Raw genomic sequence first — 20,148 nt, 5'->3', positions numbered from 1 at the left:
CCAACCGTGATAAAGACTCTTCGCTGCATATCTTCTATGGCTCACCTGTTCAATCATCCAGACACGGGGGGATTGCTTCTGTAACGCAAATTGTGTTTTCACAAGGCTTGTGAAGGACAGGATATTTTTGGGTAAAATTGGAAGAAGGGAGCAACTGACTCAATTTAAAAAATGGATGCTAAAAATGTTTTGAAGTCTTATCCAGAGAAAGCAAGGATTTTTCCTGAAGTATACCCTAGTCACACCAACCTGGAACAGGTAACGTCAAAAAGAAGTCAACTTTACACTGACGAGTGGACGCCACTCCCAAATTGGGGAACTTTTTTCATTGAGCTAGGTCGTCGTGTTGCAGAATGGGAAACTGGCTCAAATCGGTTAGTCGTAGCACTTGCTATTCCTACTAGGGCTTACGCCGCCGCTTTAACTGCCTTTGGTGTGGTCGTTACAAGAGCTACTCTTTCCAATTCTCAGATTGAGGATACAAACAAGTATTTTGAACGACTATGTAATTTATCCCAAGGTACACCTGTCACTTTCTTCAACAAAGGCAGAAAGTTTAAAGGTTTTTATGAAGGTCTTGATAAAAGTAGAGGTCAACGGCGACTTAGAATTCGAGTTGAAAGCCGCAAGACAGGGGGATTAACCTATCTAGTGCCGTTAGAAGAAGCTCACAAGATTGAAATTAGAACTTCTCCTATACGAAATCTCCCTAAAAAACAAAATGGCAGGAAAATTTTTGCTCACAGTAAATTCCTTGAGGATATACTTGGTGTGGAGAAAGCTAAGACCTGCTTTAATGAATCTCAGCTTGATTGCATAATTCTCGGCAAAAGAAATCTTTTAAATAAAGAAATAAAGCAAACAAACTTTGCTTTAAATCCATCATTTAAAAAAATAGGAGTATTGCAAGATGTGTTACGAGTGCGACATTTTTTCTCAACTGACAACCCAGCTTATCGTTCAGAGGTGTTTTCAGTTACGGCTAGAAAACGTCCTAGTCTATCAGATAGCAAAATTCCCTTTGTAACTATATTTGATGGTGCATCTAGTTTTATTAAATGTCGGGATGATTGGCGTAGTTCTCACTGGATTATCTTATTAGATAGAACAGAGATACATTTTCAAGAAGCAGTTGATATCGTAAATCAGGATTATATAAATCGTGTCGATGAAGAGGAAATACCAAATTTGCCATCGCGCCCCCCTGGAGTTGAACTTGTTAATTATCAGGAAGCAGATTAATGATTGATATGTCTCTGTCAGACGTTAGAAAAATTTACGATTGTAGCAACCGTGTCAAAATTACATATCATCCAGTAGAACAGAGCAACTTTGAGGATTTTTGTGTGGCACTCAAAAATTTTAAGCGTTTGCTGAATGAAGCTGCTGAAGATGATTACTGGAGAAATTTTTTGTATCCTCTAAGACGGTATCAATTTGAATTATCCGCAGCTCCGTTACCATTTAATACTACCTCAGCATCTGACTATATAAACTTAGCGAATCTTCAGAAACAACTGTCACGTCTGGAAGTTAGTTATCCAGATTTGTTTTTACCTGCTACTGGGCTTTTAAGTCAACTATATATTTTATCAAATTCTTCTTCAAATCCTCTTTTATCCATTTATTCATCAATATATAAATCTAACAAACAAAGAAAGATAGTTTTACTACTAAAAGAATCACGCCTGATACCTCCAGTAGAAAAATTAATATCTCAAATTAATTTACTAAACACAGTAAAAGTTATCGTCGCTTCACAACTTCGTAGTTTGGTCTGCTATGACAAAGTAATTCTTATTGGTTCCCCATATTGGTTTCCCAAATACGTTTTAACAGCACCGCGTACTTCGGAGATTGATATAGTGTACTATCGTTGGATTAGAAGTAAATGGAAAGACGAACCCGTATTTATTGGTTCAGTTAACTCCTCTCAGTCACCGATTAATACTGAAATAAAAAATACTGTGAAAGAAGTTCAACCCAAGATAGATAGTGAGATAATTGCCGCTAAACTAGAACCCAAAGATGTTTTAATGCCTACTATTGACTGGAGCGATATAAGCCAGAAAATTAGTCAGTTACATTCCGTTAATAGTGATAGGGAAGAAATAGAAGCAAAGCTGTTCCTCTTAGAAGGAAGTACATCGGCTGTTTTTTTAGATAGAGAGGCTAAAACATTTGTTATAGATCTACAAGAAGAAGTTAGTTCAAGGGTACAGAGAATTTCTGTCGCTGATATCGAAGCGGATATGTTCATCCTATTACGGACAAGTGGTGGTGGTGATTACATTGTGCCTGTAGCCAATCGGATTTTAAAGAACTCAGGAAAAGATGTGGAAAAGATTAGAAACTTGCAACAAGAGTGGAAAGGTCGTCTGAAACTAGCTGTAAAGCGTCAAGGTTTACATTCTGTTAGTCAAAATCTGGTTAAACAAGGTTCTAAAATAGCCAAGAATGAACTTAATATCCGAAACTGGACGTCTGAGTTAAGTATTAAACCTAGAAAAGAAAAAGACTTTGAAGCAATTTTAAATTTTGTAGGATTGGGGGATAGATGCAATGAATTTTATGAAGCGGCATATTGGCTGGATACATCTCACAGAAGCGCTGGTAAACATATTCGGAAGTTACTGCTTCAGGAAGTTTGTAATGCTGATCTCACTCAACTAGAACAACTAGGCAGCATGGAATTTGAACTAGAGCAAGCAGATGGAGGTAGTATGACGGCTTTCAGAGTAGTAGATATTGCTCCAGAAATTCATAATATTTCTATCTCCAAAATTGCACAGATTTTTGAAATTTAGGCAAAGGTAATCATGGCTAAACATATACAAAACAGAGAAAATATCATTCAATTTTTACGAGAAGAACTTGTCGGATCTTCACCCCAAGGAGAACCCAAAGACTGTTCTGGGGAAGTAAATTTCCAATCTGAACAAGAATTCTATCGTCCTTGGCGGCAAGCAAATGGTGAAGAGATTCTTCAGCGAGACCCTCCTCTAGTTCGCTATGGCGTAGGTGTTCTTTATCCACTGGGTAAAAAACATGAAGACGAAGAATCTCAGAAAGACAGGGAAACCGATGAAATTAAACCTGATGAAACTGAATCTGTGATTGAAGAAAATGCCTATCAAAGTCTTGAAGAAAGTCAAAAAGAGATAACAAAGAGTACGGAAAGTGAATCAGATAATTTTGACTTGTCAACAGCTAATACCTATCTACCTAGTAGCATGGGTATAAGTTTTTTAGGAGAATTTCATCAAGATTCACAGCTATTGGTTAAAGCCTGGGGTGGGTGCTATCGAGCCAAAATTGTTAAAGTGTCCGGAAAGGAAAGAACTTGGTGGTTGAGGAAACCCATAGAATTTACAGTTGAGTTCGATGGCAATCAACTCTGCCAGCAACAAGAAAAGAGACTTAATCAAACTGCGAAAATACAGGGACTAGATTTGAGCGTAGAAGTATTTTCTCGACCCGATCCAGAAAAACGAGAGGGAGTTCGTCTAATCACAGTTTGTCTAGTTAATCGCAGTAGTAGTGGTGTTCTTGGTCGTCATGAAATAAATTTATTCCAGTCAGGCTTTGAAGCCACTCTAGTTTCCCAAAAGGGAGAGGCGCACATTTTACCCTATCCAGGTCAACGTCTCTCTGGGATTGAAGATGATGAGGAAGAGCAATCTCTGGCGCTGCTTTACCGTCACATGAAAACGTATGGGGTGGGACATGGTTGTGCAGCAAATTGGGATAAAGAAGCGACTAATGACCGAGTTAAAACTGTCATAGCTGAGTGCTTGCCTACTTTTGAAACTCCTAGTATTACGCCTGACATAAAACGTGAGGATGGTAGTAGCTTAGAAGTCCCTATGGCTACCTTAGCCGGGTTAGTGGAGGGCGACGATGGCTTTGCTGCTTTGCAGGAAGTTGTTGAACGCTACGAGAATTGGATCGAGGTGAAACGAAATGAAAAAATTACCACGCTTGAGGGACAATACCATAATGCAGCACACAGTCACTTGGATGAATGTGAAAGAGCGGCTCAGAGAATGAGAGATGGGCTAAATTACTTACAGCATGATACTAGAGTCAAGAGAGCGTTTCAATTAGCCAACCATGCCATCTTACTGCAACAGATTAGCAGTCGCGGTAGTCTTCGGAGAGCAAACTACGATAAAAAAGCCAGAAAGTTGAATTTTTCTGCACCCTATCAAGCGCCTAATTCCCTGCAAGCTGGAGAAAATAGGGGTAAATGGCGTGCATTTCAAATCGCTTTTCTACTCATGTCTCTTCAGTCTACTGCTCAGGGGAATAGTCCAGAGCGTGAGACAGTTGAACTGATTTGGTTTCCTACAGGTGGTGGCAAAACTGAAGCCTATTTGGGTTTGTCAGCGTTTGCTCTATTCATGCGACGGTTGAACAACAAAGATGATGCTGGAGTTCATGTGCTGATGCGCTACACGCTCAGGTTATTGACAGCACAACAGTTTCAGCGAGCGTCAGCATTATTATGTGCAATGGAGTACCTCCGTCGCCAACATCCTGAACTGGGGAAAGACTCTTTTTCTATTGGGATTTGGCTGGGGAGTGCGACAACCCCTAATACTCGGAAAGAAGCAGTCTATAGCTTGAATCAACTACAAAGGAGTTCATCAGCAGAAAATCCTTTTATTATTGGCAAATGCCCTTGGTGCAACGCTCAGATGGGGCGTTATAATGGACAACTACCAAGGGGAGTCCCAAAGGTTTTAGGATATCAGCCAAGTGCTGGTACTGTAGTTTTCAAATGTCCCGATCAGGCTTGTGAGTTTAAAAATGGACTTCCTATTTATGTCATTGATGAGGACATTTATTACTATCGTCCTTCGTTAGTTATTGGTACAGTAGATAAGTTTGCCCAGTTAGCTTGGAAGCCGAAAGCACGGGCTTTATTTGGCATTGACTCTGATGGGCAACGGCAAAGTTCTCCACCAGGACTGATTATTCAAGATGAGTTACACCTGATTTCGGGTCCTTTGGGATCAGTTGTGGGGCTATATGAAACGGTGATTGAAGAAGTTTGTACCGACAGGCGGGGAGAGCAAGCCATTAAGCCAAAAATAGTTTGTTCTACAGCAACCATACGCCGCTACGCTGACCAAGTGAAAGCGCTCTATGGACGAGAGGATGTAGTATTGTTTCCACCACCAGGATTAGATGCGTCGGATTCATTTTTCTCTCGCTATGCCAGAAATGAGGATGGCACATTACGATCCGGTCGAATTTATGTAGGTGTTCATGGACCGGGTTTGAAATCTTTGCTCACGGCTCAAGTACGGACATCAGCAGCTCTTTTGCAAGCGCCAGTTCCTTTGACTGCTGAGGAACAAGACCCTTGGTGGACTTTACTGATGTTCTTTAATAATCTCAGGGAATTGGGCTTTACGCTTTCCCTGTTGCAGTCAGATATTCCTGGTTACTTTAAGGTAATCCAAAATCGGCTCGGTTGGGACAGACAACAAACACGCCGCATCTGGCAACCTTTAGAACTGACTGGGCGTATCCGCAGCGATCAAGTTCCTGAAGCGATCGCCAAACTAGAGATTAAATGTGATAACACAAATAATCAGCATCCGATAGATGTCTGTTTAGCGTCTAACATTATCGAAGTCGGGGTTGATATCGACCGCCTATCGCTTATGGCTGTAGTGGGTCAGCCCAAAACTACGTCTCAATATATTCAGGTGACAGGTCGTGTGGGGCGCAGATGGGGGGAACGTCCTGGTTTAGTCGTAACGTTGTATAGTCCTACCCGCCCCCGCGATCGCTCCCATTTTGAGAAATTTCGTAGCTATCATGAACGGCTTTATGCCCAAGTTGAACCCACCAGCGTTACTCCCTTTTCTCCCCCAGTCTTAGACCGTGCCTTACACGCAATTATGGCAGCTTATGTCAGACAAGCTGGAGATGAAGAGATAGCCAAAAGCCCTGATCCTTATCCAGACAATCTGATTGAGCAGTTACGGGAAATTCTCATACCTCGAATAAGAGACATCGATCCAGATGAGGTAGAAAATTTCCAACGAGTTTTTGACAAACGAACCTCAGAATGGCAGCGCTGGCAAAGAACACATTGGCAAGGAACTCGCCAAACAGCCGATGACATCTCTTTGCTAAGAGTTGCAGGTGATTACGCTAGTCCAGAATGGCAGCGTTTATCTTGGGCTACACCGACATCTATGAGAAACGTAGACGCAGAATGCCAAGCGGAAATTACTCAACTTTACTTACTTGAAGGAGGGGAAGAAAATGCCTAAAGGACCTATTAGACGCGCCCAATTAATTGCACCTTATGGGGTGGGTGCAATGATAGTCGTGAGGGATGGAACATCATTGATTACGGCTGGTTTAGATCACTGGTATGAGCGTGAAAACGGTCGTGATGATGTTGATCTCTCAGAATTTAGAGTTGAGGAATGGCGGTTGGCACAGCAGTTAGGAGTGGATCACTTCCGACTTCCCCCAGACTTTAGAATAATTAAAGGGGAATCAGTTCCTAATGCCTATCTAACCGTTCCGTTTTTACGTTTCCCTCAATGGCATTACTGTCAATCTTGTGGACACCTTAAGGAGTTGAAACTGTCCCAACGGAGTAAAGAGAAATGCCCCAAATGCGAAGAGAAGAAAAGAAATAGGTACTTGGTGCAGGTTCCGATTGTTGCGATGTGCGATCACTGTCATATTCAAGACTTCCCCTGGCGCGAGTGGGTCCATCGCTCTGATAATCCCACTTGCAAAAAACCAATGCGTCTAGTAGGTACAGGAAGTGCAACGTTAGGAGGCTTGAGTGTTCAGTGCGAGTGCGGGGAGAAACGCTCATTATCTAGGATTACTGAAACTGAGCAAGCTAATAATGGAAATGACACTACATTTCTGAGTAAATATCTTAATAAAAAGCCTGATGATGATTCTGATCGTCAGGAGTTTCTCTGTCAGGGAAAACGTCCTTGGTTTGGGACTGAAGAAAGTGAACCTTGTTCTCGACCCTTGAGAGGTTCTCTCCGCAGTGCGTCTAATGTTTATTACTCTCAGGTGCGGAGCGCCATTTACCTAAAAAGGGGCAATGATAGCGAACTCATTTCTATTCTGGAAGAACCACCTATTTCAACGCTAATCGAACCACTAGCTAAAGCCAACGTTGATCTAATAACACCAGATTTTTTGCGAGGGCAACACCCACAACTGTTGCAACCATTCTCCAATGAGGATATTAAAGTTGCCCTAAACACTATTCTTTCAGAAGAAGATAACAACTCAGACGAAATTTTTGTTGAGGGTGATGACCCAGAAACCCATTTCCGTCGTCCAGAATTTAACGTGCTGCGTACTGAACGTGACGAAAAGCAACTTAAAATCAGAAAGATTGATTTGAATGAATACGATCCAGATATAGCCCAATACTTCTCCCAAATCATGCTAGTTGACAAACTGAGGGAAACTAGAGCTTTAACTGGATTCACCCGGATTTTTCCGGAAAATGAGCAAAATATAAATTCCTTACAAGTGCTTCTGCGACGCCATCCATTACCACCACAGGATTCATGGTTGCCTGCTTATGTAGTTTATGGTGAAGGCATCTTTTTGGAGTTCAACGAGAGGCGACTTCAGCAGTGGTTAATTCAAAATGGCGATGCCGTTCAACAGCGAATTCAACCTCTAGTACAACGTTACCAACAAGTACAAGAAAGACGGCATTTACGCGATCGCCCTCTCACGCCGCGATTCATCCTTTTACACACCTTTGCTCACTTGCTCATGAATCGTCTCACTTTCGAGTGTGGGTATAGTTCGGCTGCTCTGCGGGAAAGATTGTATATATCAGATAATCGTGATGCTCCCATGGCTGGAGTTTTGATTTATACTGCTGCTGGGGATTCCGAGGGAACAATGGGAGGACTGGTGCGGATGGGCAAACCCGATTATTTTAAGCCAATGTTTCATGCAGCACTTGAGGATGCTAAATGGTGTTCTGCCGATCCTGTTTGCATGGAAATCGGTGCTAGGGGGGGACAAGGACCTGATTCATGTAACTTGGCGGCTTGCCACAACTGCTCTTTAGTGCCTGAAACAGCCTGTGAGGAATTCAACCGCTTTTTGGATCGAGGGGTTGTTGTCGGTGATATCAACAACCGTAGCCTTGGTTTTTTTACCTAAGATGATATCCCTACTTGAAGTGAGCATTCACAATCAGGAGTTACGCACCACCACCATAACTATTGAGTCAAGGTGCGTTACGCTGTGCTAACACACCCTACCGATAGAGGCTTGGCGTAAGTCCTAACAATATTAACGATCTGGACCATAGATACACTTATTTGGGAAACTAAGTGAAGAAAGCTCCTACCCAAGTTAATTTAATGCAAACTCGTCAACCTAAAGACTCTATTGATATATTCGTCCGCGCAGAAGATGACTTTTGTCAAGAACAGAACTGCGTTGATACGACTAAAAGTAACAGTGCGAATTCCCAGTTACAGAACAGTCAAGACACATTACCGATTATCTCTATTTTCTCCGGTGCCTTGGGGTTGGATCTTGGTTTAGAACAAGCTGGATTCCAAGTAAGAGTGGCAGTGGAATGTAATAAGTTTGCTGCTGAGACTATCCGAAAGAATTGTCCTCACCTTCCTGTCATTGAACGAAAAATTGTGATTAAAGATGAAAAAGAGTATACAGTTACTCAGGATCTGATCGGAGAATTTAAAAAATCCATAGCCGCAATAGAGAGCGATGAAGCCAGGAAAACAAATGACCCTGACGGCTGGGAGCTGATGAGAAGTTCATTACAATCTCATCTCGATAAATTAAAAGCAGAAATCACTGAATATGAAAGACTTACATCCCACGATCGCCACAGCCCTATCGTGCTGAAGCTCAACGATCTTGACTATTTACCGCAAATTTTAATTAAAGCGCGTATGGCGGCTAAACTCAGTCATCAAGAACTAGCAAACTTAGCTGGACTTACGGAAGAGCAAATCAAACGCTATGAAGGTAATGATTACGAAGATGCCAGTTTCCTAGATGTCAGATTTGTGATTGATGCCCTAGATATTAAAATTCAAAACGGGGAGTTTTTAATTCCTTTAGATACGCTGAGAAGAACCCCAATTACTAAAGAAGAATTGCTAACATCTCAGACAAGAAACCGGGAGCCAATCCGTAGGAATTGAGAGTGTTAGATAGTGCGATCGCTACTTATGTAAATATCATTTTTATTTATTCTGCGGAGAATTGTAATGTGAACTTGACTATTTTAATTAAAAGTTAGATATAATTTAGAATCGAGATATAGCTGCTTCTAATATTTACTGAAGTATCTATACTTAATTTCTGGATGCTTTGCTAAAAAGCGTTCTATTTCTAGCCGAGACCACTCATCTGTTTCAATACTTGTCTGGTCAGCAATTGCTTCTAACTTATCATATAGTGCAGAGTCGATAACACCGCTGGTCATTACACAAAATCCGCCTGCTCCATACTGAGCCACTGTATCAGAAACGTCAGTAAGCTTCTTCTAGGGGGAACAATTCACTTTTGCATCCACCAAATTTACTTAGTAAAGTTTCGGCATTAACTCCCAATGGAAGTATCCAGCAATGTCTAGATACGTAGAAATCATAACCGATATTATTACTGGCAAATGATCTCCAAAATTCATGACGACGTTCAGGATATTTGCTATGTAATTCTTTGATTTCTTCATCACTTAAACATAAATCACATTCCCCTGCCACAATATTAGCCATATATCCATCAGCTATTTCCGGAAAATAAAGCTTCCTTGTTTCTAGAGAGTCTGCAAAATCATCGTATATTTCTTGAAATTGGATATCTTATTCGGAATCTTCTTCAAAGGGTGTTGCTAACCAAAGAAGCTTACTTGTTAATTCAGTTGAATTTTTAGGGACAAATAAAAACTCAATTAAACAGCTTTGCTCGTTAGCAACAATTGATTCACAAAATTCAGCTATATTTTCTCCAATAAACAATGCCCATAGGTAATCAGATGCCCAATCTAGATTTGAGCTTGCACCACCAATTGAGATGGAAAGCACAAAGTTTGTCTTGGCATAATGCAGACTATTATACAGCTCGATAAAATTCATGTTTTGGATTTTTTGTATCGTTAGTTCCATATTTTTTTAGTAATTAATAGCTTTGAATAATTTTCAAATAGTTTTCATCCTCAGAGTAATTTGATATAAAACGAATGAAATATTGTACTATAAGAACTCAATTATCAGAGTACCAAAAGTCACTTGTTTCTCACCAGCATCACCTCGAATAATCGCGATCGCATAATTTCATTCATCATAGCACGCTGAGTCGTTCCTACCCAAACCAATTCCGACTTATCACCAGGAATTACTAACATAGAGGGTTTGTCTAAGTCCTAGGGATGTTACGTCAGAGGTATGGACACCATTCTTGCGCCCTTGGTGATGTACAATTATACAAGCAATCATTAATAGAATAAATTGCAGCAGCCTAGCATAACGGTCAATGAAATGGCAGAGGTATGGGTACAATAGGAGAAAGAACATGAGGTTTATTGATTCGGTATATTTAAACGATGGCATACAGTAGTTTCACCTTAGCTAAAGCTAAAAAAGAGTTTAACTTAACGACTGTTGAAGGAGGACGGTTTCTACCACCCATTGATCCAATAGCTCCTAGTGTTCGGCTACAAGAAGCGTTGACCGATTTACCGTGGGCTATTGCGGTTGGCTCAGAAAAGGCTAAGTCAGAGGGGATTATTTATCCCATTTTGCAAGAGGTGAGACGAATTTGTAGAAATCAGATCAGCCTGTTTTCGGGTCGGGATTTTACGGTAGATATGAGTAAAGGACTGAATGGCTATGTTGATTACTTAATTAGTCGTTCTCAAGAACAATTGGAGATTGAAGCGCCAGTGGTGGTGGTGGGGGAAGCCAAACGGGATAATCTGAATGAAGGCTTGGGACAGTGCATCGCAGAAATGGTTGCTGCTCAAATGTTTAATCAAGCGAATCAGGTGAATATCTCGACAATTTACGGGTCAGTTAGTAACGGAACTCAATGGCGTTTTTTGAAATTAGAAGGGTCAACCGTAACTATAGATTTGATGGATTATGCTCTACCTCCAGTAGACCAAATTTTAGGTTGTTTGACTTGGATGGTTGGAGGATCTACAAATTCGTCTCACCAGCATCACCTCGACTAATCGCGATCGCATCGTTTATATGGTGAGTGATGACCGCATTGATTTTCTCCAAGCTCGATACCACTATAGCGATCGCGGATAATTGAGATAAGAGAACTCTCGCCAGCGATTACATCTTGTTAGAACATACTGTAACAACTCAAACCACAAGATGTCCCAACCCACAAATGCGTCTCACCAGCATCACCTGTGCTAATCGCGATCGCATTTACCCGATTTGCCCCTAAGCCACTATTGTGAACGTCGAATTGATCGACCTTCCAGCCCTGATCCTGACTCACTAAGCCAAATAATCCCCCATCGGTTCCCACCCACAAACGGCGGGTATTCTCATCCCAGGCTAAGGCTGTAATCGGGCGATGCTCAACCTCAGATACTATTTCCCACTTGTCAGATGTGCCTAAATACAATCCCTGAGTCGTCCCCACCCAAACCAACTCCGACTCATCACCCGGAATCGCCAACAGCGATCGCACTTCACTATCGCCTAAAATACCCTTAACTCGGCTCAGTTGCCCAGTCTCTGGTTCATACCTCAATAATCCGGCTGATGTTCCCAGCCAAACGGGGTTTGTCCCGGCTGTTACCGCTTGCAACCATCCTCTCACGGGCAATTCCTGAACCGAAATGACCTGTACCCAGGTAGAGTTTTGATATCGATACAAACCCTCTAAGCCAATCGCCCAGCATTGAGAAACGCCCGCCGTTAACCCCAGCATCGGTTGAGCAATTGTCGGTGTGGCGTCGGGTTCAGCCTGTTGGGTTATCTTCTGTAAACCACTTGACCAACTCGCCACCCAAACCGTCTCTTGATCGGAATGAGTGACAATCGCCCGGATATCCTGGGTTTTCAACCAACCATAGCGCCGCCAACTCTGTGTGAATAAGTCTAATCGAAATAAACCATGAGCTGTCCCTATCCATAAGATAGAGCGTTCGGCTAATCGCTGCACTGATAGCGCCTGCACCAGATTACTCAATGTAGCCGGAGACTGATCGCGCGACGGTAAGCCAATTACATCAGGAGGCGTATCCGTTAAGTGCCACTGTATCCCCTCTTCACCCCGCCGTAGTCCATCGTGAGTACCAATCCACACCTGCTGATTATTAACCGCTGCCAAACTGGTAATTGGGGTATTAAGTCTCTTGTCTCTCAAAGGAGTCCAGCCTGTTTCTGTCGCCAAGCCTACCCATCCCCCACAAGCCGCCCAAACACCTTGCTCTGTAGCCGCCATCGCTGTGACTTCGCCGCCGATGGTAGAATCGATGGGGTGAGGTTTACCTGTGGTTAGGTCAATTCGCACTAATCCTTTGAACATCCCTAACCAGAGATTGTTACCTTGAAGCGCTAAGGTGAGGATATCCGGCTGGACGCGATCGCTCAACTGTTCCCAGCCTGAACCTGAATCACAATAGACGCCTTGAGCATTACACAACCAAATCGTATCATCATTGGCAATTGCCATCGCCCTAGGTGGATGACCAATCGGCGATCGTTCCACCGTCGGTTTCTCGTCTGGATGATTAATCCCATAGATCCCGCTAGCTGTGCCAACCCAAAGCCGTCCGGTATAATCTAGGGTAAAACAGCTCACTGTGATGTCCCCTAGAAGGCGATAGGGATACCAACTCTCGTTGTTCAGATAACTGAGTCCGAAATGTTCACTAGCCGCCCAAACTTGCCCCAATCCATCTACAGCTACCGCCACGACGGAATTACCCGGTAAACCATGTTCACTGGCGTAGCGGGTAAAGCGATTTTCCTGCAACCGCCAACGCAGCACTCCACCTCCCGTCGCCAGCCACAACTCCTCCTGAACCGCGTCTAGGGTTAAATCTCGAATATGCCGCTGACTCGCCCAATTCAACCATTCTAAATGAGGCTTATCGCCTACCTTTTCCTCCTGGGGTCCCGCATCGGCGACGGGGATGGGTAAATCCTCACCGCCGATTGGCACAGGTAAGTCCAGTCGGTAGTCTTGGCTGTTCATCGGTTACTCGTACTCGTGATTCGTCCCCACTCTTCTCGGAGACTATCTAATTCTGCTTGTAATTCATAATTTTGGTCTTGCTGCTGTTCAACACATTGATCCAGAAACCTGCGCCAGTCATCTTCTCCTTTTTCACGCTGTTGCCATAATCCATAACGTTGGTCTTTTTGCAAACGTTCAGTCGCGCGGTTTAAGTTCTCCAACTGTCGCCTCAGTGCTTGTTCCCAAATCCTCAGACGGCGGTGCTGGTTGGCTAAATTCTCCTCAACACTGCGCTTTGTCCAGACGAACCCCCACGGTAACTCTTCCAACACATCCGCTAGACTCGCCATGGGGTCACTGCATAATCCCTGGAGATTTGCCAGTAACTCCCCATCCTCATCGTTCACCATCGGGTCTAAGACGCGGAACAGATGCTCTAACAGCATATCTTTATCAACCGCTTCTGGGTCTACTGAATCAGAATCTATGGTTTCTGCCTCTTTGACATAGAATAATTGATCATTACCTTCATCCGACTCCAAGGAATCATCTGGGTCGTGAGTGAAGCGGTCAATTTGAGTGCGAAGGGTGGCAATTTCCGTTTGCAGGCGCATCGACTGGCGGCGCAACCCACCGACTACCGCTTGAAATTCATCGTACACGGCGACTAGATTGGCTTCCAAGGGTGCAATCGTTTCCCGCGCGATCGCAATTTGCTGGCGTAGTTCTTGCAGTTGCCCGAGTAAGGCATCAACCTGAGTTTGAGTAATTGTAGACGCCGAGTCAGTCATCAGGCAACCCCTCTTCCGGCAGGTGCTTGGGCGATTCGATAATAGGGAGAACTGTAGAGTCCGTAGGCAAGTCCCAAGGGATTATTGTACTCGTCTAAAAAATAGCGACGAGTTTGATACAATGCCTTGCCAATCATCATTTTTTCGGCGATAAAGAAGTTATAGAAAACTTTGGCAAAAGCCGCCGCAAATGAATCGGGAACTGGACAAGCCGTCGCAATTACAGCCGCCGCACCATGCTGAATAAATTTCTCCGGTAGGTTGAATGTCTTCCTCAAGTCATCAACACCCCCGGCTGACTGGCAAGCATTGAGAAAAATTAAGGGCTGACACTGAAAACTACCACTCACATCGCTAAAATTATAGGTTTCCAGTTCTATTTCTTTCGCCTTGTTTTCATCTTCAATTATGGAAATCAGTAAAGCATCCACCTCATCCTCATACTGCATACAGGGGCGACAATGGCAGGCAAAATGCAGGATATTGTGCTGAGTTTGGTAGAGGTGGGTGACTAATGCTTCACCATCATCTAATTTTTGCAGTTCTTTGGTTAATTGCAGTAAATAGAATTTCCCCAGCGTTCTCACGACTTTTTCGATTTCTGGTCGTTCTTGGCGATGAGCTTGCTGGAGTCGGTGATGTAAGCAAAACAGCATATCTAAGGGTAACACTTGCTCTTGGGGAGAAAGTTTACCAGGATCTAGGTTACGTGCAATGGGGTAGCGAAATCCCCAAAACTGTTCCGCATTCCCTTTTTTATACTCTCCTTCGTAGAGAACTTCCCAAGGAAAAGGAATCAGCTTGGAGACAAAGATAGGCGCAAACGGCATTAATTGAGAATACTGAACAGTCGCTTTTTGGGCATCTTTATTAAAAAATTCTTGGTAAGCCCGTCGTCCCCATTTGGCTAATTTAATTAAATAGTGATCCCGTTCTGCTGACGTTAGCTGTAACTGCTTGGTTTTATTAATCGTCCGTTCAATTTCTTTAAACGTCTGCAAAACATTTTTAGTAAAATTCAGCAGCACTGTATCCGGTGCGGTTCGGTCAAAATCGCTAATACTAATCCGATAGGCATTTTCAGTAATCAGAATCTCTAAGGGAAAAAACTCTGTTTGTGCTGGAATCGAACGACTAATTCCTCCCACAGCTAATCACCTCCCTCGGCTGCAATTGTTAGCGAGAACATCAGGCTGTGAATGGGTAAGATTCCATCCATTAAGAAAACCTGCACCAAAGCCGAGTTTCCTACCATTTCTGGAGGAGCAACTAACGTAAACCAGCCTAAATAATTTCCTGTGGGAGCCAAATTCATCGTAATGGGAGAATCGGGAGTCACCTGTAATCCGAAGGTTTTAACATGAGCTTGTAAATTGTCAAAAGTAAGGGTTTCAGCCACTTCTATGACTCGCTCCTCGTGCCATACTGGAGGGGTGCGGCGCAGGCTGAGACGGAAGCGCACCGGGACATTTGGCGGTAACGGTTCATCGATGTCTCGACCAATGGGTTCAACCACAGCATACCCTTTCCCTTCCACGGGACGATAGGGACGCGCCATGGGATCACCAAAAAGAACATAACTGAGCCAATCCAGGGAATCGGGAACCGCCGCACGCGCCAGGTGACGGCTGGCTTGAAAGGCTTCTCCTAAGGAATCCCCCATCCAAAGACGATGATAGAAGCTGCTAATAAAAGCCGCTTCCACGGCTGGATTAACCGCCCACAGGGAACCTGTAAAGGCGCTACATCCGGCGCGGATAAAGGCGGACGCCCAGGTTTGTTCTAAAGGGATTAATTCGGGTTGGTCTTGTCTCACAGAACCCAGACTAACCAAAGGTCGATGGCGACGCAAGTTCAGTTTAGCGGGACGAATCTGGCGATCGATATCCTGAGCTTGATTCCCATTATCCAACCTGACCGGGGCATTTTGGCGGTTAGTGGCGTCTGATAAACTGTAGCGGATTAAATGGAGACCCCCCATGGCTGTGGTTGAGTCCAGATGGCTGAGTACACCGTCAGGTAAAGGTAAAGCCGGAGGTGCGCCGGGGGGTTCTAGTAGGTCAGTCCACAGTTCTGGTTGTTCAACGGTATTATAGTGAGCAACATGAATCGCACCCACTGGAAACTCGTGAGGTCTAGTCGGGTTCAACTCCCAAAACCAGCGTCCGATAATAAAGCGATCGCTCAAAAACCGTTCACCATCGTGCAACAGTTCCCAAGGGAGGGCGGAATCTTGGTCAGCTAGGATCAGGAGCGTAAAGGTGCGATTGAGCCGAGTAACCGTGTGCAGGTCATTTTGGAGTTCCCTGGGAAGTAGGTGAGTGAAGAGATATTGACCCAGAGACATGAGACGCGATCGCCCGTCTTCGGGGAGAGCCTCTGATATCGTTTCTAGTGTAGTTCCTAACAACCCCTGCATCTGTTCTAGCCAACGACTGGAAAGGAATTCTGAGTGATAAGTAATTTCGCCAGGAAAGAGTGATGGTATCCGGAAGCTTCTGAGTTGATATTGGAATTGACAGGCTGAATGGGTGTCATTCCAGATGGTTTGGATGCGGAGGATAAAGTCAGGTTGGGGGACAGGACGAGGTTGGGTGGTGATGCGCTTAGGAGTGAAGCGGGTTGTGTCAAATTCGGCGACTTGTACTTGGGTTTCTAGGGTTGTCTCGAAGGTGTCTCCCCGGTAGAGTTCAGCATTGATAGTAGCTGTGCCAGAACGGAGTGCAGTCAGGCAAAATGTTGCAGTTTGAGTTAACTGTCTCGTAATGGTTTCTCCGTTAACATCTGGATCTAAGGGTAAGCTTGCTGTGTTATCACCATCTAACTGGAAACCAGGAGCATTGAGTAATATATTCAATTCGCTGCCGATAGCTTCGCTTTTTGGAAGTTGAAACATATAATCCCTTTCATCAACTTCCCCAACTGACTTGAGAGAGATTGAAACTTCTATGTCCCCGCCAACTGAAGTTGCTTCTGGGAATATAGTTAATGAGATGCCATAAACTAAGTTGCTTTCCTGAACGAGAGTCTGGTAAGCACTGACATAAGCCTGGTATGCCAGTTCATCTACAAAAGCAAAAATAACCTTCTCTAGGTGACTTCCACGCTGTAGGTAATTCGTGACAATCTTCAAGATTTCTGGAGCTAAACTAGCTGGATTCAACCCCGCAGCACCAGTGCCGACAGAAGGAAAAGCTATTGTCTTGACATTATCTATGTTTTCAGCCTGAGTTAAGGCAGCAGTAATACTCTGCAAGACAGTTTTAGCGGTAGGATATACATCATATATTGGAGTGTGGAATAGGTAGCCAGCCGACAGAGGACTAGCAGAAGTTACAAGAACTTCACCTAATGATGGTCTAGGCTGGTTCTGTAATCTTTTGTACAAATCAGACCCCAATCTTTCCAGAAGCTGTTTACCAACACGCCCATTAAAATTTAGATCTGGACTGGTGGGGATAACAATTGCATCTACTTTTAAATCCAGAATATTTTCCCGAACCAACTCGATACGTGCAAGTGCCTGATCACGGCTTATAGGTTGGGATTGGTGTAGATTATTAATCAGGAGTTGTCTCGCTAACCGACGCACCCTTTCATCAGAATCATTTTGAAGTAGTGCTAGTTGTTCCCCAGCGCGATCGCTAATTCCATCACTGATCGCCAAATACAGTTGCTCATAGTCTTTTGCCCGTTGGGATTCGCCTAGGGAATCGTAAGCACGGCTTAAATTATACAGAGAGTCGGAAATGCCAGAACGGTCATCGATTTCCTCAAATATCGCCAAAGATTGCTGATAGTATTCTATGGCTTGTTGAAATTCTTCTAGAGACGAATAAACATTGCCCAAACAATTCAGAGCATTGCCAATACCTACGCGATCGCCGATTTCTTCACTAATTCCCAAAAACTGCTGATAGTAGTCTTTTGCCCGTTGGTATTCTTTGAGAAAATGGGAAAACCCATGACCTAACTTCTCCAGAGAGTGAGCTTCCGCAGAGCGATCACTAATTTCTCGTGCAGCGACTAACGCCTGTTCATAACTCCTAATTGCCAGTTTTGTGTTTTCAGTCAAATCGCCCCACAATCGTCCCATATAGGCATCACCCAAGTTATTATGGGCTTTCACCCACTGTTGAGGAGATGACTCGCGGGTGTAGACTTGTAGCGCCGCTTCATAGGATGCGATCGCACGTTCTCTATTCTCTATATTTGCTCTCTTAATTTTATGACTATAGGCTTCTCCTAGACTATTTTGAGTGATCGCCCATTGTTCAGGAAACGCCTCACGGGTATAGATTTCTAAGGCGGCTTGAAAACAGGCGATCGCCTCGTCTATATTTTCTGCCTTATCTCCCTGGATACGTTCGCTGTAGACTTGTCCTAAAGACTGTTGAATTTCTGCCCACTCTTGAGAAAATGCTTCACGAGTATAAAACTGTAGAGCCGATTTATAACAAGCGATCGCCTCTTCATAACGTCCCGATTCAGCGTATGCCTTCCCCTGCTCAACCTCAAGTTCATGATCTTCTAAATTCGCTGCATCTAGATTAATTAGATAACGTGACATAGGCTCAATTTCAGAGCCTTTAAACCATCGATTATCAGGCTGCCAACTGCCATTATTATTATCTCGTTGGCGAGTTTCAACAGTTAATTGGTTGTCTTCTATCTTGAGTAAGTTATATTGCCAAGGATAAGCCGAACTCCGCTCTTGAGTTAAGACACCAAACTTTCCAGCACCAATGATATTAATGATCTGTCCACCAGTACGGTAATGATAGTGGTAGGAACTACTCTCCGCCCGATGAATGCCACCGTGAAGACAAAGGCGAAAGCCAGCAGCCGCCAAGCGTTCCATAAACCCCTGTTCTTTTATACAATCCTCCGAGCCATTATTGAGTGGATGATGCCAAACAGCAATCTTGAGACAATTTTCATAATCTGAACTACGGCGAATTTGGCTTAATACATTACTGATAACTTCAGGATGGATACTGGCACGAGACCGATAATAATGATCGATTTGCCACGCTGAATTTAGCCCCAAAATTAGCAAATTTTGTTCCGGGAGATGCTGTAAACTATATTGTTGGTCATACTCTAAGGGGTAATTATCACCCGTTATCTCCTGATAGAAGCGGCTGAAGTGAGCAAATTTCTGTTTATATATAGCTTCATTTCTAACTTTAATAACACTCCCACTTTCTTCTAGATAACAGCCTTCTCTCAGTTCTCCCTGATAATCTTCTCGGTTAGTTCGTATGTAAGCTGATTCTGCCAGTTCCCAGTTCAGATCGTGATTACCCGGAACGATGACAATCTGTTGCGGCTCAAGCTGGAATTCCTGGCATAAACGACTGATAAATAATTTGGCAGCAGCATACTCATCAGGAGTAGATTGGCTGGCAATATCACCGGAAAGTATAAGTGCATCCAGACGAGAACAGTTTAGCTCGTAGCGTAAATCTTCAGCTAACTGAGCATACCAGATGCGGGCATTGTCAGTCGTGCCAAAGTGTAAGTCAGAGAGGTGAAGAACCTGACTTAACCGATACATTAGAGGTTGTCGGTTTCCCTGGCAGTTTATCTGATTTTCTATATATTCAGTTTTTAACCATTCTCTTAATATCTTAAATTTACCTTTTTTAGCACTATTAAGAGCCTGACAACTGGGAGCAAAAACAGCATAAACGATTCCTAATCGCCTTTGTAGTGTTACTTCACTTATATACAAGTCTTGGGCAACCTGGATATGTGACCGTGCCAGGTTTCGTTCAGCAAATCTAAAGAGAAATACCTGTCTATTATCCTCATCAAACAGACCATGGATGTCAGCAACTTCTTGTAGAAATGTATCCCACGACATAGATAATTTTTAATCGCTATGATCTGTTGAACTGAAACCCAGGCAGCTTTAGGCTAAATCCGGATTAAATACGCCCGTTTTGGTAGAAACAATGATCCCAGGCAGATGGTAGAGGGATTCAATGGAAAAGTCCCCAAGATATAAAGGGGATTATCAAAGCTGATTCTCTTTTATCAAGAGATGATGCTCACGAAAAAAATGATACTAAAAAACTTGCTTAATTATGTAGAAAACATTGGTGGGCGCACGTCGGTGCGCCCCTACTTATCCTGT

At 43.5% G+C, this 20,148-nt stretch carries 14 protein-coding genes; 7 read left to right on the top strand and 7 right to left on the bottom strand.

Annotation, left to right across the window (positions count from 1 at the left end):
* Positions 1–171: 171 nt before the first annotated feature.
* From RIE73_RS27415 to RIE73_RS27395, 5 genes are all read left to right on the top strand, one after another.
* Complete coding sequence (locus RIE73_RS27415) at positions 172–1,242, top strand: hypothetical protein (RefSeq protein ID WP_446404183.1); 1,071 nt, start codon at positions 172–174, stop codon at positions 1,240–1,242.
* Between the two features lie 104 nt (positions 1,243–1,346).
* Positions 1,347–2,807, top strand: coding sequence for a hypothetical protein (locus RIE73_RS27410; RefSeq protein ID WP_446404182.1), 1,461 nt, complete (start codon positions 1,347–1,349; stop codon positions 2,805–2,807).
* Positions 2,808–2,819: 12 nt separating this feature from the next.
* Positions 2,820–6,293 carry a helicase-related protein gene (locus tag RIE73_RS27405; RefSeq protein ID WP_446404181.1) on the top strand — a complete coding sequence of 1,158 codons (3,474 nt, stop codon included), beginning with the start codon at positions 2,820–2,822 and terminating at the stop codon, positions 6,291–6,293.
* The gene (gene drmB, locus RIE73_RS27400; protein ID WP_446404180.1) at positions 6,286–8,190 is read left to right on the top strand and encodes a DrmB family protein; all 1,905 of its coding nucleotides are present in this window, start codon (positions 6,286–6,288) and stop codon (positions 8,188–8,190) included. The genes RIE73_RS27405 and drmB overlap by 8 nt, the downstream gene beginning before the upstream one ends.
* Before the next feature lie 173 nt (positions 8,191–8,363).
* A complete protein-coding gene (locus RIE73_RS27395) occupies positions 8,364–9,209 on the top strand; it encodes a DNA cytosine methyltransferase (protein ID WP_446404179.1) in 846 nt (281 codons plus the stop codon).
* Positions 9,210–9,337: 128 nt separating this feature from the next.
* Here the strand turns inward: RIE73_RS27395 and RIE73_RS27390 are convergent, their stop codons facing one another.
* The 3 genes from RIE73_RS27390 to RIE73_RS27380 all read right to left on the bottom strand — a co-directional run bounded on the left by RIE73_RS27390 (position 9,338) and on the right by RIE73_RS27380 (position 10,175).
* On the bottom strand, positions 9,338–9,526 hold the full coding sequence (locus tag RIE73_RS27390; RefSeq protein ID WP_446404178.1) for a hypothetical protein: 189 nt from the start codon (positions 9,524–9,526) through the stop codon (positions 9,338–9,340).
* A 13-nt stretch (positions 9,527–9,539) separates the two neighbouring features.
* A complete protein-coding gene (locus RIE73_RS27385; protein ID WP_446404177.1) occupies positions 9,540–9,785 on the bottom strand; it encodes a hypothetical protein in 246 nt (81 codons plus the stop codon).
* 87 nt (positions 9,786–9,872) lie between these two features.
* On the bottom strand, positions 9,873–10,175 hold the full coding sequence (locus RIE73_RS27380; RefSeq protein WP_446404176.1) for a hypothetical protein: 303 nt from the start codon (positions 10,173–10,175) through the stop codon (positions 9,873–9,875).
* Positions 10,176–10,612: 437 nt separating this feature from the next.
* Here RIE73_RS27380 and RIE73_RS27375 point away from each other — a divergent pair, with 437 nt between their 5' ends.
* Both RIE73_RS27375 and RIE73_RS27370 read left to right on the top strand, forming a co-directional pair.
* The gene (locus RIE73_RS27375) at positions 10,613–11,242 is read left to right on the top strand and encodes a hypothetical protein (protein ID WP_446404175.1); all 630 of its coding nucleotides are present in this window, start codon (positions 10,613–10,615) and stop codon (positions 11,240–11,242) included.
* The gene (locus tag RIE73_RS27370) at positions 11,199–11,324 is read left to right on the top strand and encodes a type II toxin-antitoxin system YoeB family toxin (protein ID WP_446404174.1); all 126 of its coding nucleotides are present in this window, start codon (positions 11,199–11,201) and stop codon (positions 11,322–11,324) included. Before RIE73_RS27375 ends, RIE73_RS27370 begins: the two co-directional genes overlap by 44 nt.
* A gap of 37 nt (positions 11,325–11,361) precedes the next feature.
* Here RIE73_RS27370 and RIE73_RS27365 read toward each other — a convergent pair whose 3' ends face one another.
* Genes RIE73_RS27365 through RIE73_RS27350 form a run of 4 tightly spaced genes read right to left on the bottom strand, consistent with a single transcriptional unit; the run spans position 11,362 to position 19,875 of the window.
* Entirely contained in the window at positions 11,362–13,233 is a 1,872-nt protein-coding gene (locus RIE73_RS27365; protein ID WP_446404173.1) for a ligand-binding sensor domain-containing protein, read from the bottom strand.
* A complete protein-coding gene (locus tag RIE73_RS27360) occupies positions 13,230–14,006 on the bottom strand; it encodes a hypothetical protein (protein WP_446404172.1) in 777 nt (258 codons plus the stop codon). The genes RIE73_RS27365 and RIE73_RS27360 overlap by 4 nt, the downstream gene beginning before the upstream one ends.
* Positions 14,006–15,154, bottom strand: coding sequence for a CHAT domain-containing protein (locus RIE73_RS27355; RefSeq protein ID WP_446404171.1), 1,149 nt, complete (start codon positions 15,152–15,154; stop codon positions 14,006–14,008). The genes RIE73_RS27360 and RIE73_RS27355 overlap by 1 nt, the downstream gene beginning before the upstream one ends.
* 2 nt (positions 15,155–15,156) lie before the next feature.
* Positions 15,157–19,875, bottom strand: coding sequence for a tetratricopeptide repeat protein (locus RIE73_RS27350; RefSeq protein ID WP_446404170.1), 4,719 nt, complete (start codon positions 19,873–19,875; stop codon positions 15,157–15,159).
* Positions 19,876–20,148: the final 273 nt, after the last annotated feature.

Origin of the sequence: Coleofasciculus sp. C1-SOL-03 (assembly GCF_040220555.1) — a bacterium.
GTDB lineage: Bacteria > Cyanobacteriota > Cyanobacteriia > Cyanobacteriales > Coleofasciculaceae > Coleofasciculus.
Note: the sequence above shows the minus strand (reverse complement) of the source record. Positions and strands in the feature narration are given on the sequence as shown.

What these genes read in the sequence shown, in the direction of transcription:
- RIE73_RS27415 (WP_446404183.1), top strand. Translation starts at nt 172, where the DNA reads ATGGATGCTAAAAATGTTTTGAAGTCTTATCCAGAGAAAGCAAGGATT.
- RIE73_RS27405 (WP_446404181.1), top strand. Translation starts at nt 2,820, where the DNA reads ATGGCTAAACATATACAAAACAGAGAAAATATCATTCAATTTTTACGA.
- drmB (WP_446404180.1), top strand. Translation starts at nt 6,286, where the DNA reads ATGCCTAAAGGACCTATTAGACGCGCCCAATTAATTGCACCTTATGGG.
- RIE73_RS27385 (WP_446404177.1), bottom strand. Translation starts at nt 9,785, where the DNA reads ATGGCTAATATTGTGGCAGGGGAATGTGATTTATGTTTAAGTGATGAA.
- RIE73_RS27380 (WP_446404176.1), bottom strand. Translation starts at nt 10,175, where the DNA reads ATGGAACTAACGATACAAAAAATCCAAAACATGAATTTTATCGAGCTG.
- RIE73_RS27375 (WP_446404175.1), top strand. Translation starts at nt 10,613, where the DNA reads ATGGCATACAGTAGTTTCACCTTAGCTAAAGCTAAAAAAGAGTTTAAC.
- RIE73_RS27365 (WP_446404173.1), bottom strand. Translation starts at nt 13,233, where the DNA reads ATGAACAGCCAAGACTACCGACTGGACTTACCTGTGCCAATCGGCGGT.
- RIE73_RS27360 (WP_446404172.1), bottom strand. Translation starts at nt 14,006, where the DNA reads ATGACTGACTCGGCGTCTACAATTACTCAAACTCAGGTTGATGCCTTA.
- RIE73_RS27350 (WP_446404170.1), bottom strand. Translation starts at nt 19,875, where the DNA reads ATGTCGTGGGATACATTTCTACAAGAAGTTGCTGACATCCATGGTCTG.